The sequence below is a fragment of the Rhodoplanes sp. Z2-YC6860 genome (assembly GCF_001579845.1).
Taxonomy (GTDB): Bacteria; Pseudomonadota; Alphaproteobacteria; order Rhizobiales; family Xanthobacteraceae; genus Z2-YC6860.
Genome location: NZ_CP007440.1, coordinates 5,600,011 through 5,614,001, shown reverse-complemented (window position 1 = coordinate 5,614,001; position 13,991 = coordinate 5,600,011). Strand labels below are relative to the sequence as shown.

At 63.6% G+C, this 13,991-nt stretch carries 15 protein-coding genes; 7 read left to right on the top strand and 8 right to left on the bottom strand.

Annotation, left to right across the window (positions count from 1 at the left end; translation table 11 throughout):
• Positions 1-58: 58 nt before the first annotated feature.
• The 5 genes from RHPLAN_RS26500 to RHPLAN_RS26480 all read right to left on the bottom strand — a co-directional run bounded on the left by RHPLAN_RS26500 (position 59) and on the right by RHPLAN_RS26480 (position 4,694).
• Complete coding sequence (locus RHPLAN_RS26500; protein WP_084245585.1) at positions 59-2,305, bottom strand: tetratricopeptide repeat protein; 2,247 nt, start codon at positions 2,303-2,305, stop codon at positions 59-61.
• Between the two features lie 6 nt (positions 2,306-2,311).
• Positions 2,312-2,656: a hypothetical protein gene (locus RHPLAN_RS26495; RefSeq protein ID WP_068024396.1), complete on the bottom strand. Its 345-nt coding sequence runs from the start codon at positions 2,654-2,656 to the stop codon at positions 2,312-2,314.
• A gap of 78 nt (positions 2,657-2,734) precedes the next feature.
• Positions 2,735-3,223, bottom strand: coding sequence for a hypothetical protein (locus tag RHPLAN_RS26490; protein ID WP_068031885.1), 489 nt, complete (start codon positions 3,221-3,223; stop codon positions 2,735-2,737).
• Between the two features lie 8 nt (positions 3,224-3,231).
• On the bottom strand, positions 3,232-3,552 hold the full coding sequence (locus RHPLAN_RS26485; protein WP_068024393.1) for a rod-binding protein: 321 nt from the start codon (positions 3,550-3,552) through the stop codon (positions 3,232-3,234).
• Positions 3,552-4,694 carry a flagellar basal body P-ring protein FlgI gene (locus RHPLAN_RS26480; RefSeq protein ID WP_084245581.1) on the bottom strand — a complete coding sequence of 381 codons (1,143 nt, stop codon included), beginning with the start codon at positions 4,692-4,694 and terminating at the stop codon, positions 3,552-3,554. The genes RHPLAN_RS26485 and RHPLAN_RS26480 overlap by 1 nt, the downstream gene beginning before the upstream one ends.
• 252 nt (positions 4,695-4,946) lie before the next feature.
• On the opposite strand from RHPLAN_RS26480, the gene RHPLAN_RS26475 reads away from it, so the two are divergent.
• The 6 genes from RHPLAN_RS26475 (at position 4,947) to RHPLAN_RS26450 (ending at position 9,985) form a co-directional block, all read left to right on the top strand.
• The gene (locus RHPLAN_RS26475) at positions 4,947-5,363 is read left to right on the top strand and encodes a flagellar assembly protein FliX (RefSeq protein WP_068024392.1); all 417 of its coding nucleotides are present in this window, start codon (positions 4,947-4,949) and stop codon (positions 5,361-5,363) included.
• Between the two features lie 297 nt (positions 5,364-5,660).
• Positions 5,661-6,026: an RNA polymerase-binding protein DksA gene (gene dksA / locus RHPLAN_RS26470; RefSeq protein ID WP_068031879.1), complete on the top strand. Its 366-nt coding sequence runs from the start codon at positions 5,661-5,663 to the stop codon at positions 6,024-6,026.
• Positions 6,027-6,140: 114 nt separating this feature from the next.
• Positions 6,141-7,037, top strand: coding sequence for a LysR substrate-binding domain-containing protein (locus RHPLAN_RS26465; RefSeq protein ID WP_068024389.1), 897 nt, complete (start codon positions 6,141-6,143; stop codon positions 7,035-7,037).
• A 134-nt stretch (positions 7,038-7,171) separates the two neighbouring features.
• On the top strand, positions 7,172-8,419 hold the full coding sequence (locus RHPLAN_RS26460; RefSeq protein WP_198164500.1) for an SRPBCC family protein: 1,248 nt from the start codon (positions 7,172-7,174) through the stop codon (positions 8,417-8,419).
• 13 nt (positions 8,420-8,432) lie between these two features.
• The gene (locus tag RHPLAN_RS26455) at positions 8,433-8,939 is read left to right on the top strand and encodes an aromatic-ring-hydroxylating dioxygenase subunit beta (RefSeq protein ID WP_068024383.1); all 507 of its coding nucleotides are present in this window, start codon (positions 8,433-8,435) and stop codon (positions 8,937-8,939) included.
• 80 nt (positions 8,940-9,019) lie between these two features.
• The gene (locus RHPLAN_RS26450; RefSeq protein ID WP_237180218.1) at positions 9,020-9,985 is read left to right on the top strand and encodes a Bug family tripartite tricarboxylate transporter substrate binding protein; all 966 of its coding nucleotides are present in this window, start codon (positions 9,020-9,022) and stop codon (positions 9,983-9,985) included.
• Positions 9,986-9,994: 9 nt separating this feature from the next.
• On the opposite strand, the gene RHPLAN_RS26445 is transcribed toward RHPLAN_RS26450, so the two are convergent.
• Positions 9,995-11,179, bottom strand: coding sequence for an FAD-dependent oxidoreductase (locus RHPLAN_RS26445; RefSeq protein WP_068024378.1), 1,185 nt, complete (start codon positions 11,177-11,179; stop codon positions 9,995-9,997).
• Positions 11,180-11,378: 199 nt separating this feature from the next.
• Here RHPLAN_RS26445 and RHPLAN_RS26440 point away from each other — a divergent pair, with 199 nt between their 5' ends.
• Positions 11,379-11,537: a hypothetical protein gene (locus RHPLAN_RS26440; protein WP_157100499.1), complete on the top strand. Its 159-nt coding sequence runs from the start codon at positions 11,379-11,381 to the stop codon at positions 11,535-11,537.
• A gap of 31 nt (positions 11,538-11,568) precedes the next feature.
• On the opposite strand, the gene RHPLAN_RS26435 is transcribed toward RHPLAN_RS26440, so the two are convergent.
• The gene (locus RHPLAN_RS26435; protein WP_068024372.1) at positions 11,569-12,735 is read right to left on the bottom strand and encodes an ABC transporter substrate-binding protein; all 1,167 of its coding nucleotides are present in this window, start codon (positions 12,733-12,735) and stop codon (positions 11,569-11,571) included.
• A gap of 70 nt (positions 12,736-12,805) precedes the next feature.
• Positions 12,806-13,972: a cobalamin-independent methionine synthase II family protein gene (locus tag RHPLAN_RS26430; protein ID WP_068024367.1), complete on the bottom strand. Its 1,167-nt coding sequence runs from the start codon at positions 13,970-13,972 to the stop codon at positions 12,806-12,808.
• Positions 13,973-13,991 lie beyond the last annotated feature (19 nt).

Sequence of the window (13,991 nt, the reverse complement as noted above, 5' to 3'; positions counted from 1 at the left end):
TCTATGGGTTGCGCATCTCGACGTGAGGTTGCGATAGGGCGGCGGCGATCCCGCTTCGTTACAGCGCCTGGCGCTGCGCGGCGCGTTCGAGGAAGGCTTCGAGCGCGGTGATGCAGGTGCGGTCGCGGTAGAGCTTTTGGCGGTCTGACGCAACGCGGGAGCGCAGCTCCTGCCGCCAAGTCGCGTCGCGGGCGATGCGGATGCCGAGCGCCACGTACTCCTCGATGGTCGTGGCGATCGTCTCGGGCATGCCCATCATCCGCAGCATGCCGGCGCTGACGCGGCCGCGCATCAGTTCGCCTTCGAACGTCACCACCGGCAGATCCTGGGCGAACGCTTCGAGCGTGGTGTTGCCGCCCGACCAGCCGATGCTGTCGAGCATCACGTCACACAACGCGCTCGCCGCAGCGAACCGGCTCATGCTCATCGGCGCGAGCATCACGCAGTGGTCGCTGGCGTTGAGTCCGTGCGCCGCAAAAGCGCGCTTGAGCCGCTCTTCGAACAGCTCGGTGACGCCTGGGCCAAGATGGCGGATGAACACGAACTGGCAGTCGCCTGCCTCGCGCGCGATGCGCGGGAAGACCTCGTCATATTGCGGCAGGTATTTGAACAACGACTGCGCGCACCAATAGATCGTCGCCGAAGGCCGCAAGCCAAGCTCCGGACGGTTGACGATCACGGTGTCGAGATTGAGCGGCTCGTAGTGGAAGGCGATGTTCGGCAGCTTCACGAGCTTTTCGGTGTAATGTTCGGCGCCGTTCGCCGGCTCGATCAGTTCGCCGCTTAGGAAGACGTCTATCGTCGGCATGCCGCAGGTTTGCGGATGGCCGATGTAGCTGCACTGCACCGGCGCGAGCCGCAGCGCGGCGAGTTCGGCAGCCTCGTGGTTCATGCCGATCTCCGGATAGATCAGCACATGCGGCCGGTCGGCCTGGATGATCTTGCGCCATTCCTCGACCGGACGCGGACCCGGCACGTAGCGATGCGCATGCCGCTTGGCGACCTCGGTCTCGGCGTCCTCTTTGTAGCTCGTGTTGTAGCAGAACACCTGAAAGCGCTTCGGATCGAGTTCGGTCACCCAGCCGCGGATGCCGACCTTCCACACCGAATGCTGCCAGAAATAGCCGCTGACGATGCCGACGCGCACCGGCTCGCCGGGCGCGGGCGGCGCCGCAAGTTCGATCTGCGGATGGCGGTCGGCCATGATGCGCGCCGCAAGCGTGCCGAACAGGCGCTGCAGATCGCGGTCGTTATGGCCCTGATAGGCGAGGAAGAACGGCTGCGCCATGCCCAGGCCCTTGGTCATGTCGCCGGGGATGCGGCCCGCCTCGTAATCGGCGATCAGTGCATGGAGCCGCCGCTCATAGTCGGCGCGGCGCACCTCGATGTCGGATTCCTGCGCGTAAAGGATCGGCAGCGCCGCCATGCAGGCAGACCAGCGCGCCTTGCTGAAATCCGGCTTGAGGGCCACCGCGCGCTCATAACTTTTCACGGCGTCGACGGACTGGTTGCAATCGGCGAGCAGCATGCCGAGCATATTATGCGCCTCGGCATGGTTCGGATGGGCCCGCAGTAACGTATCAAGGCCCAAGAACGTCTCATCGAAACGCCTGAGCGCGCGTAGCGAGCGGCAGCGATTGAGCATAGCCTCGGGAAAGTTCGGCTGGATTGCTAGCGCCAGGTCGAATTCGGCGAGCGCTTCGGCGGAGCGCTGCAGGGCTTCGAGCGCGACGCCGCGATTGCAATGGGCCTTGGCATAGTTAGGACGGAGTGCAAGCGCGCGGTCGAAGCTCTTGAGCGCCTGGTCGTGGCGATCGAGCAGGCGCAGCGCGTTGCCCTGGTTGTAGAACGCCTCGGCGTAGTCTGGTTTGATTGCGATCGCGCGGCGCAGGCTGTCCAGCGCCTCTTCATAGCGCTCGAGCGCGATCAGCGAGCTGCCGCGGTTGTTATGCGCCTCGGCGAAGCGACTCTTGCGGCGGATCGCCTCGTCGAAGCTCTGGATCGCTTCATCGTGGCGCTTCATCGCGTCGAGCACGTTGCCGTGGTTGAGCAGCACCTGCGGCGAGGTTGGCCGCTGCTTCAGCGCCGCGCCGACGAGCCGCAACGCCGCGGGAAGATCGCCGCGCACGAGCTTGATGACGCCGAGCATCTGCAAGCTCTCGAAATGCTCGGGACGCACCGCGAGCACGACGGAATAGAGCTGTTCGGCTTCAGCGATCCGGCCTTGATGGTGGAGTTCGAGCGCCTGCTGGAAGGTACGCGCCACGTCGAGGGGTTTGCCTTGCGGCGCGGACACTGCTGGCATGGACACTCAGGCTTTGATGTTGGCGTGGGGTTCGCTGGTGGCGGGAGGGTCGGCTTCGGGGCGGGCGGCGGGCCGGTAGGCGCGAAGCCGCAGCAGCGCCTGATCGGGATGCTCGCGGTTGCCGGCCTGATTGCGGATGTCGTTCTCGCGGTTGATGACGTTGCGCGCTTCGGGATCGACAATGACGTCGGGCGGCGCATGCTCGTGAGGCTTCTCACGCTGCTCCGGGTCGCTGTTGTCCACGGCGGTGACGACCTTGCTCGCAGCGAGCTCGGTCGGCGCCGCCTGGCGCGGATCGCGGGGCGTGAACTTCTGCACGCCCACGCGCGGCTTGATGGTGAAGCTGTCCATTTCGGTCTCCCTGCGGCCGCCTTGGCCGCGCGAACCCGAACCGAACGCGCATTCCGTCTACGCCACGTTACAAACTGCCTACAAAACGCGACTGATCGTTAACGGTTGCCAGCTGCTGGGCAGCGGCGTCGCAGCCTCGCCCGAGGCGTCGTAACCGTGCGGCGTGGCCTTGCGGGCCAACTCATGGGACACGCCGCGCATGATGCTTTCCGAAACCGCATGCGCGGTGGCCAAAACCGTCAGGTTGATCTGCAGCAGCGCCCGGAACATGTCGTGGCGCTTGCGCAGATCCTCCACCAGGGCGGGGGCGGTCCGCGCCAGGTAGCTCCGACTTGCTTTGATTCGCGTCGTATCCGCAATGTACATCAGCGAGAGCTCGGTCTTGGCCGGCTCGAGTTTCGAGGCTTCATACAGCTTTCCGGACCGGACCAGTTCGGTTTCCTCCTCCACGGTGCCCAACAGGGCGTCCATGACCTCGGTGAGGTGCTTGATCAGGGCCTCGGCCTCGTCGAGGCTTGCGACCGGCCGGATCGGCGCGGCGGTGGCTGGTATCGCGGTATTGGTCATGACTTGGCTCATTGGATTTCCTGTCGGGCGAGCAGTTCGCGCTGGATGTCGGCCGCAAGCCCGATGCCGCCCTTCTTGGCGAAAGACTTGGAGTATTCGTCGGTCAGGAACGACTGCCAGATCTTGGCGCCGGGGCCGCCGCCGAACGGACCGTCGCCCACGTGGGCGAACATCTGCTGGAACATGGTGTTGAGGAACATCGCCTCGAAGTCGTTGGCGGTGTCCTTGACCTTGCCGAGGCGCATGGCGGCCTTCGGGTCGAGCGCCTTGGTGTCGGTGCCGCTGAGGGCGGCCATCGCGACGGGCGAAAGGGCAGGCGATGTCGTCATCACATCACCTCGATTTCGGCCTGGATGGCGCCGGCGGCCTTGATCGCCTGAAGGATCGCGATCAGATCGCGCGGACCGATGCCAAGCGAGTTGAGGCCGTCGACCAGCTGCTGCAGCGACACGCCTTCGCGGACGAGGGCGAGCTGTTTGCCGTCCTCCTGCACGCCCACTTTGGAACGTGCCACGCGCTGGGTCGTGCCTCGCGAGAACGGCGCCGGCTGGCTCACCTGTGTCTGTTCGGAGATGGTCACCGTCAGGTTGCCCTGGGCCACCGCGACAGTCGACACACGCACGTCGCGGCCCATCACGATCACGCCGGAGCGCTCGTCGATGACGATCTTGGCGGCGAGATCCGGCTCGATCTGAAGCTGTTCGATCTCGGTCAGCAACGACACGACGTTGCCGGCGTAGATCTTCGGCACATTGATCTGCACGGTCGCAGAATCCAGCGGCTCCGCGGTGTTGGCGCCGATGAAGTCGTTGATCGCGGCGGCGATGCGCTTGGCGGTGGTGAAGTCCGGGTTGCGCAGCGCAAGCCGCACCTGGTTCAGCCGGTTCAGCGCGAAGTCGATCTCGCGCTCGACGATCGCGCCGTTGGAAATGCGGCCCACCGTCGGCACGCCGCGCACGATCTTGGCGGCTTCGCCTTCGGCCTGGAATCCGGAGATCGCGACGGAGCCTTGGCTGACCGCATAGACGTTGCCGTCGGCGCCGAGCAGCGGCGTCACCAGCAGCGTGCCGCCTTGCAGGCTCTTGGCATCGCCCATCGCCGACACCGTGACGTCGATGCGCGTGCCCTGGGTTCCGAAGGCCGGCAGGTTCGCCGTCACCATCACGGCGGCAACGTTGCCGGTGCGGATGGTCTGGCCGCGGATGTTGACGCCGAGGCGTTCCAACATCGCTTGCAGCGACTGCCGGGTGAACGGGATGTTGATCAGCGTATCGCCCGTGCCGTTCAGGCCAACGACCAGGCCGTAGCCGATCAATTGGTTCTGACGCACGCCTTCGATATTCGCGAGATCCTTGATCCGCGAAGTCGAGGTGACGCGATAAGGCTCGTCCGCGCGTGCTTGTGGCACGGCGGCGCAAATGAAACTCAACGCCGCGACGGTCGCGGCGAACGCACGAGGTAACGTCCTCATCACATTGCTCCCCAATGAGTGCGGACCGGACAACCTCAATGCCAACGCCGTGCCAGCGTGTGGACAAACTTAAGTCTCTGAAAAATAAGGGTTTTACTTTTCGAAGCGCGGGCGCCACCCGGACGGAGCTGCCGGGTTCCGGCAAATTCTGCCGGGGCATTTCCGGGCGTTTACGCGGGCTTAACCATAAAGGCCCAAGTTAGGCCTGAAATTTGGGGCGGCCCGCCGCCCATCCAGTCAAGGTAACACGCGATGCGCATCGCCGGACCGAACGCCACCGCCAGAGCCGCAAGTGCGCCAGGCGGGCCGCGCCGCACATCGTTCGGCGGATTTTCAGTCGACGAAAGCGAGACGACCAAGCAGACCGCGGCCACAGCATCGCTGCGCACCGTCGGCGGCATCGATGCACTGCTGGCGCTTCAAGGCGAGGAGGGGCCCGGCGAACGCCGTCGCCGCGCCGCCAAGCGAGGAACCATCGCGCTCGACGCCCTCGATGAACTGAAGGTCGGCGTGCTTTCGGGAGACCTCGGTCCCGGAACCCTGAACCGGCTGAAGGCCGCGACCGCGGGCCTTCGGGAAGGCTCCGGCGACCCCGGCCTCGACGAGGTGCTGGCCGAAATCGAGCTGCGCGTCGAGGTCGAAATCGCCAAGATCACCCCACGCCGTTGAGTTTTCCGGCCCGGAATGGTGCTGGCCGCCGCCGGGTGGCGCTGCCTTCATTCTGCACTTGTCCATACTCTGGTAGCCCACTATAAGCTCGCCCCGAGCAGGGAGGCTCACCTGGGGTGGAGTGGGGTTCGCATGCCAAATAAGAAGGGAACCAAGGGGTTAGGCACTTCCAATGGCCACAACGGGCACCATGCCTCGAATGGTCACAACGGTAACGGTGTCCAACTGAAGACCAACGGCGGCCCGGACAAGAACGATAAGAGCAAGACCTACCGGCCGACCGAAAAAGAGCCGTTCATGAACGAGCGGCAGCGCGAATACTTCCGCGTGAAATTGCTGTCTTGGCGCGAAGATATCCTGAAAGAAGCCAAGGAAACCCTGCAGCATCTGCAGGACGAGAACCAGAATCACCCCGATCTCGCCGACCGGGCGTCCTCCGAAACCGACCGGGCCATCGAGCTCCGGGCCCGCGACCGCCAGCGCAAGCTGATCAACAAGATCGATGCCGCGCTGCACCGAATCGAAGACGGCACCTACGGCTATTGCGAAGAGACCGGCGACCCGATCGCGCTCAAGCGCCTTGAGGCGCGCCCGATCGCAACGCTGTCGGTCGAGGCGCAGGAGCGCCACGAGCGCCGCGAGCGGGTCTATCGCGACGACTGATTGGGCGGCATCTCACCGTCGGAATTTCTGCAATGGCCGGGCTTTGACCCGGCCATTGGCTTTTTGCTGTGCGCGGTTACGCTTGCAGGAACCGGCTGTCGGGAAGAGAACCGAATGGAGCTCCGCCAACTCCGTTATATGCAGGTGCTCGCGGAAGAGCTGCACTTCGGCCGCGCCGCGCAGCGGCTCGGCATCGCGCAACCGGCACTGACGCAGCAAATTCAAAGTCTCGAACGCGATCTGGGCGCGCGATTGTTCCAGCGCACCAAGCGATCGGTGCATCTGACCATTGCCGGCCGCCTGACGCTCGAGCAGGCGATCCGCACGCTGGAGCAGGCCGACCGCACCGCGACGGTGGCGCGCAAGGCCGGGCGCGGTGAGCAAGGCTCGGTCGAGATTGGCTATGTCGGCTCGGCGGCGTTCTCGGGGATACTGTCCAAGATCACTTTCGATTATCGCAAGACCAATCCGGACATCGAACTGCATCTACACGAACTCGACATCACCCAGCAGGTCGACGACGTCTTCAACGGCCGCATCGACGTCGGATTCATCCGGCCGCCAGTGCGCCAATGGCCGGATGGGATGACGTCGCTCACCTTGTCGCGTGAGCCGATCATCATCGCGCTGCCCAAGGGACATTCGCTCACCCGCCGCCGCGCGGTGCCGCTTGCGGCGCTCGCGAACGAATCCTTCATCACCACGTATTTCGAGGAGGGCGTCGGCTTCCACGCCCAGGTGGCCGCAATGTGTCGCGCGGCCGGGCTTGCGCCGCGCATCACGCAACGCGGCCGGCAGTTTGCGGCGATCACCAGCCTGGTCGGTGCGGGCCTGGGCGTGGCCTTCGCTCCAGACACGCTGCGCAACCTCCGCGTCCCGAACGTGGTGTACCGGCCGCTGGAAGGCGCCAAGGGCACGACCGACCTCGCGCTGATCTATCGCAAGTTCGAGCAGGCGCCGGCGGTGGTCTCGTTCATCGCCAAAGCGAAGCAGTTCGCGCGGCTGAAGTGAGAGCCCTACCGGTGATAAGTTCAGCTTATTAATTTGGCCGAACACCTTATTGGCGGCACCCAAAATTCGAATGATAGAAATTCGAAAAAGCGGCGCGGCGTTGCCCGCGGCCCGCGATTTCGGAGGAATGTCCCATGTCGGTTGCAATGGAAACGCACGATCGATTCCAATGGCCTGCGGATGGCGTCGTGCGCGCGCCGTTCCGGCTGTTTTCCGATCCGGATATTTATCAGCTCGAGCAGGAGCGGATTTTCCGTGGCTCGGTTTGGAATTTTCTGTGCCTCGAAGCGCAGATCGCGAAACCAGGCGACTATTGGACCACGACGGTGGGCGAGACACCGGTGGTCGCGACCCGCGACCGTGACGGCAAGATCCACGCGATGGTCAATCGCTGCGCACACAAGGGCGCGCTGGTCTGCCTCAAGAAAAAGGACAATGTCGCAAGTCTCAACTGCGTTTACCACGCCTGGAACTACAGCCTCGACGGCCAGCTGAAAGGCGTGGCGTTCCGCAACGGACTCCGCGGCCAGGGCGGTATGCCGAGCGACTTCGATGTCAATCAGCATCGCCTGCAGCCGCTCAAGGTCGAAACCTTCTGCGGCATGGTGTTCGGCAGCTTCGATCACGACATGGGGCCGGTCGAGAATTATCTCGGCCCCGACATGTCGCAATTCATCAAGCGCAACCTCGGCCGGCCGCTCAAGGTGCTCGGCACGCACAGCCAGATCATCCACAACAACTGGAAGCTCTACGCCGAGAACCTGCGCGACTCTTATCACGCGACGCTGCTACACACCTTCTACACCACCTTCAAGGTCAATCGGCTCGACATGGACGGTGGGATCATCCTGTCGGATGACAAGTGGCATCACATCAGCTTCGCACGGCGCGCCAACATGAAGGAGGCGGAGGAATACGCGAGTTCCGGCGTGCACGCGGCAAACTACGACTCCGCGTTGGAAGGGCCGGGGCTTCTGAGCTCCTGGAATGAATTCGACGACGGCATCACGCACAGCATCCAGACCATCTTCCCGAACCTGTGCGTCCAGTTCACGCTCAATTCGCTCGCGATACGCTTCTTTGCGCCGCGCGGCGTCGACAAGACCGAACTGTTCTGGACCTATCTCGGCTACGAGCGTGACACCGAAGAGCAGTCGCAGATGCGTGTCATGCAGAGCAATCTCACCGGCGCCGCGGGTCTGGTGTCGCTCGAAGACGGCTGCATCAACGAGTTCGTGCAGCGCGGTACGAAAACGAGTCCCGAAGTCAGCTCTTTCATGGAGATGGGCGGACGGGAGGTTCGTTCCGAAAAGAACTCCCGCGCCACCGAAACCGCCGTGCGCGGCTTCTGGCACGGCTATCGCCAGATCATGGCGTTTTGAGCGGAGCCGAGCCATGAACGAGATGACCAAGGTTTCCGCCGCATTGTCCGATCCGGCCGTTCGCGAGCAGATCGAAGACCTCCTTTGCGCCTATAGCCACGCGATCGACGACGGCCTGATCGAACAATGGCCGAGCTTTTTCACGGAAGATTGCGTCTATCACATCACCACGCGTGAAACGCATGAAGCAGGGCTGCCGATAGGTATCCTTCGCTGCGTTGGCCGCGGCATGATGCTGGACCGCGTCAAAGCCTTCCATACCGCGAACATCTTCGAGCCGCACAGCTACAACCACGTGCTGGGACGGTCGGCCGTGGCGGTCGGCGGCGCGCCAGGCACCTATGCGTGCCGGACCAGCTTCCATCTGATCCGCATCATGCAGGACGGCCGCAGCGATTTGTTCGCGACCGGAAAATATCTCGACACCGTCGCTTTCGTGAATGGTGCCGCCAAATTCAAGGAGCGGATCGTGGTGCTCGACTCCCGGCAGGTCGACATCCTTCTGGTGATGCCGATCTAGACACTGCGAGGCCGGTCGGTTCTGCGCAACCGCGATCGAATAATTCGCGGAGCCGCAAAGGGAGGATGGTTGCCGTGAAAATGAAACTGGCGCTGACGGCGCTGTTGCTTTTGACCTTCGGGGACGTGGGTCTGGCGCAGAAGTTTCCGGACCGGCCGGTCCGGATCATCGTGCCCAATCCGGCGGGCGGCTCGAACGATGCTGCCGCACGGATCGCCGGGCAGGGGCTGCAGGATCAGGTCTGGCCGAGCGGTGTCGTCATCGAGAACCGTGCCGGTGGCGGCGGCAATGTCGGCGCGCATGCGGCCGCGACCTCCATACCCGACGGCTATACGCTGCTGCTGAGTTCGCCCGGGCCGATCGTCATCAATCCGTTTCTTTACAAGAAGCTGCCGTTCGATCCTCAGAAGGAATTCGCGCCGATCGCCTTGGTGGCGAGCGTGCCGATTGTGCTGATGGTCAATCCCAATGTCGACGCCAGATCGGTGCAGGAGTTGACCGCGCTGATCCGTAAGAACAACGGCAAGCTGGTCTATGCATCGTCCGGCGTCGGCTCGACGCATCATCTGGCCGCCGAACTGTTTCAGAAGATGGCCAACGTCAAGCTGCAGCACGTGCCATATCGCGGCGCGGCGCCTGCAATGAACGATCTGATCGCCGGGCATGTGCCCATCCTGTTCGACAACATCACCACCGTGATCCCGCAGGTCAGATCCGGCAACGTCCGGGCGCTGGCGGTGGCGAGCGCGGAGCGTGTGTCGTGGCTGCCGGATGTGCCGACATTCGCCGAAGCGGGGCTGCCCGAGTTCGAGGCCGAGTCCTGGTTCGGCCTGTTTGCGCAACGTGAGGCTCCGGTCGACGCCCTCGCAAAAACCGAGGCCGACGTGAAGAAGGTTCTCACCACAGCCGCCGTGGCCCAGAGGCTGGAAGAGAGCGGTGCGATCCCGGGCCATAAGTTCGGCCCCGAATTCGTGGCTTTCCTTCAGAAAGAGCGGGACAAGTGGTCCGATGTGATCAAAAGCGCCGGCGCGACTGCGCCGGAGTGAGGCGAAGCACTAGGCCGGTACAGCGGCACCCATCTGGGCGCCGATGTCGACGCCGGCTGCACAGCCGGTCGGCAGATGATTGGCGGCACGGACATATTGCGCGGCGACCCAGGGCAGCTTCTCCACCAGGATCGAGATTTTCTTCAGTGGCGCCGGCAGGAACATGGTTGCGCCGTAGATGCGCGTCCAGAACTGGGTGTGCTCGGTCAACGGCCGCTCGCGCTGCTCCCACGCGGCGAGCGCTTCTTCGATCGTCCCGGCGTCCGTGAGCGCCGCGGCCAGGCCCAGCGCATTCATCATCGCGTGACCCGCGCCCTGCGCCAGATAAGGCGGCATCGCATGCGCGGCGTCGCCCAGCACCGCGATCCGCCCCGCTGACCAGCGCTTGAGATGGATGGTCTGGAAGTGCGCCCAATGGGACTGCGGCCAATCGGCCTCGTCGCGCATGCGCACGAACAGTTCGCGCATGAACGGAAACGACCGCGCCCAGACGTCCGGATCGATCGGCGACACCGAGGCAGTCTTGTCCTGCATCGTGCAGGTGAGCAGCACGTAGAATTCGTTCTTCGTCACCGGGCAATAGAGCACGCGCCGCTTGTCGGCCCAGGCCTCGATCATCACGGTGCCTTCGCGGCTGTCGGCCGCGATCTCGTCCGGCCGCCGCGGGACGTTGATGCGGGCGCCGCAGTCGCGGCCGTAGATGCGGCGCTGCAGGAGCTTGAGCTGATCGCGGATGCCTGAGTTGATGCCGTCGGCAGCCACGACCAGGTTGGCCGCGCGGCGCTCGCCGTTTGCGAGCGTGACCGCGCCTTGCGGATCGGCCGACGCAACCATCGAGTTGAAACGGATCTCCACGCCCGCTGCGAGCGCGCGCTCGGCGAGCAGGGCGATGATGTGCTGGCGGTCGATGCGGTAGGGGCTGCGCGTGGTCTTGCGCGTCATCACCACGCGGCCGTCACGATCGAGCGAGTCGCGGCGGTCGATCCGCATGCCGCCGGCCAGCACCCGTTCGAGAATGCCGAAGCCTGCAAAGATGCGCGCCATGTTGTTGTGGATGGCGATGCCATAGCCTTCGCCAAGGAGCGACGGCCGCCGTTCGTGCACGCACACGCTCCAGCCGCGCTCGGCGAGCGCAATGGCGGCAACAAGGCCGCCGAAACCTGCGCCGACAATTTCGGCGTGACCGGGTTTCACTCCGCCATGCTCCTCACATTGTGAGGATGGTCTGGAACCGGCGCCGCGGCAAGTTCTCGCACTGCATGGCGGGTTGCCGGATTAGGAACATTCCCCATCTTGCGGCATTGAACTGCTCCTCGCCGACGCGGCGCCTGCAACCTGAAGGACGGAACGCTCAGTGCCTCAATTAAAAAGAATGTCGCTGCCGGGTCGTTTCATGCTGGTGATGACTGGCGCTGCCGTATTGGTTCTGATGGGCGCGATGATGATGCGCACAATCGAAATCTCCAGCGGCGAGACCTACGCGAAAGCCGACCCGGCCGAGATGGCCGAGGCCCACACGCCATTGCCGGCAGGGCCGAAGCGGTTCCAGTAGCGTTCCATCTTGGAACCGCCTCGACGCGCATTTATTTCATCGGGCACTTGTCGTGGTAGCGGTCCTGATGCGCAGTCAGTGCGGTCGCGATGGTTTTGAGCGCATAGCCGCCGTCGCCCGTCGCCACCGCCTCCTGCAGATAGAAATTCTGGATCGGAAAGTGGTTGTTGCCGTATTTAAACGGCCCGCGGACCGAGGCGAAGTTCGCCTTCTGCATCGCTGCGCGCATCTCGTCCTTTTTGCTGGTGTCGCCTTTCACCGCATCGACTGCGCTCGCGATCAGGTTCGCGGCGTCATAGGCCTGCGCCGCATAGAATGAGGGCAGGCGTTTGTATTTGGCCTTGAAGTCGGCGACGAATTTCTTGTTGGCCGCGTTGGGCAGATCGCTCACCCAATGCTGGGCACCGGGCACGCCCACGGCCAGGTCCTTGAGTTGAGGCAGTGACAAGGAGTCGACGATGAAGGCCGTGTAGAGCGGGATCTGTTGCTTGAGCCCCGCCTGGACGTATTGGTTCATGAACTGCACGCCGGCGCCGCCAGGATAGAAGGCAAAGATCGCATCGGGCTTGGCAGCGCGCGCTTTGCTGAGCTCCGCGGAAAAATCCAGCTGGTCGGGCCAGCGGGTGTATTCTTCGCCGACGATGGCGCCCTTGTAGTTCGCCTTGAGTCCCGCAATCACGTCCTTGCCGGCCGCATAGTTCGGCGCGATCAGGAAGGCCGACTTCACGCCTTTCTGGTTCATGTATTCGCCAACCGCCTGTGGAACCTGGTCGCCTTGCCAGGACGCGCTGAAGAACCACGGCGAGCAGAGCTCACCGGCGATCTGCGACGGACCAGCGTTGGCGCTGATCAGGAATGTTTCCGAATCCACGGCGGACTTGAGCGAGGCCAGCAGGATGTGGGACATCATGTAGCCGGTGAGGAAGTTGACGCGATCCGATTGGATCAGTTTGTCGGTTTTCTGCTTTCCTTGCTCGGGCTTCAGCGCGTCGTCTTCATAGATCATCGTCACGGATCGGCCCGCCATCTTGCGGTCCATGTGATCGAGCGCAAGCTCGAAGGCGTCGCGCATATCGTTCCCAACCACGGCGACGGGACCACTGAGAGTGCTGACGAAGCCGATTTTGACGTCCTGTGCGAGCGCCGGCGCACAGAATGTCGTGACCAGGACCGTAAGGCCCGCAAGAGTCTTCCGCATGACGTCCCCCTTGGTGCTTATTTGCGTTTCACTTCCCTGACATGCGCCGCACTTTTTGCGCGGTCGCGTTTTACTTCCAGAGCATCTTGCTGGCGATGTCGGCGCCTTGCCGCATCGCCTTGAACTTCTCCCACACGACGCTGTCGTGGACCTCGGTGCGGTACAGCGCCTGGGACGAGAAGCCGCAATCGGCGCCGGCAATGACGTTCTCGCGGCCGACGAGCTTGGCGAAGCGCACGATGCGCTCGGCGATCAACTCCGGATGCTCCACGATGTTGCTGGCGTGCGTGATCACGCCCGGGCAGAGCACCTTGCCGTCCGGCACCTTCACCTTCTCGAACAGGTGATACTCGTGCTCGTGGCGCGGGTTGGCGCATTCGAAGCTGTAGGAGCCGGCGTTGATCTTGAGCACGTAGTCGATGATCTGGGCGAGCGAAGCCTCGTAGAGCCGCGGGCCCTCGTTGATGCCGTAGCAGGTGTGGAAGCGCACCCGCTCGGGCGGAATGCCTTGCAGCGCCCGGTTGGTGGCTTCCACGTAAATCTCGGCGCGGCGCTTCTTCTGGGCGTCGTCGAGGCCCGGCTCGAAGAAGATGTCGGGCAGGAACGGATCGTCGACTTGTACCAGCAGACCTGCCGCGACGATCGCGCGGTATTCCTTATTCAACTCGGCGGCGAGGGCGTGGAAGTACTCCTCGTTGCTCTTGTAGTACTCGTTGATGCCGACGCCGGACGGCGCGGTGGCCGGCAGGAATACGTGTTCGGGCTTGACGCCTGCTGCTGCGGCGGCGGCCTTCACGTTGTCGATGTCGATCTGCAGCAGCTTCTCGCCGCGATACTTCACCGGGCCGACACAGACCACCGGCGTGATCGGGATCAGCGCGCCGCCCAGCATGGCCTGCTTGAAATACTCGGCATAGTACTCGGGGAAGGCCTGGACCTCCTGCTGGAACAGGATCAGCTTCTGGTTCGGCCGTGCCTCGTAGCCTTCGAGCCGTTCCTGGATGTAGGTGAAGAAGCCCGGCTTGGAGAACTCGCCGTCGGTGACGATGTCGATGCCGCAGTCGACCTGCTTTTTCACGCAGTCGGCCACCGCCTTGGTGAGCTTCTTCTGGTAGTCCTGCTGATCGTAAGGCTGGTGGGTGAGCTTGGCTTTCATGATATCGAGCAGCGCATGCGGTCGCGGCAGGCTGCCGATGTGCGTGGTCTGGATGCGTCCTGTGTTCTGCTGTAGCGCCACGATTGACCTCCCAAGTTCT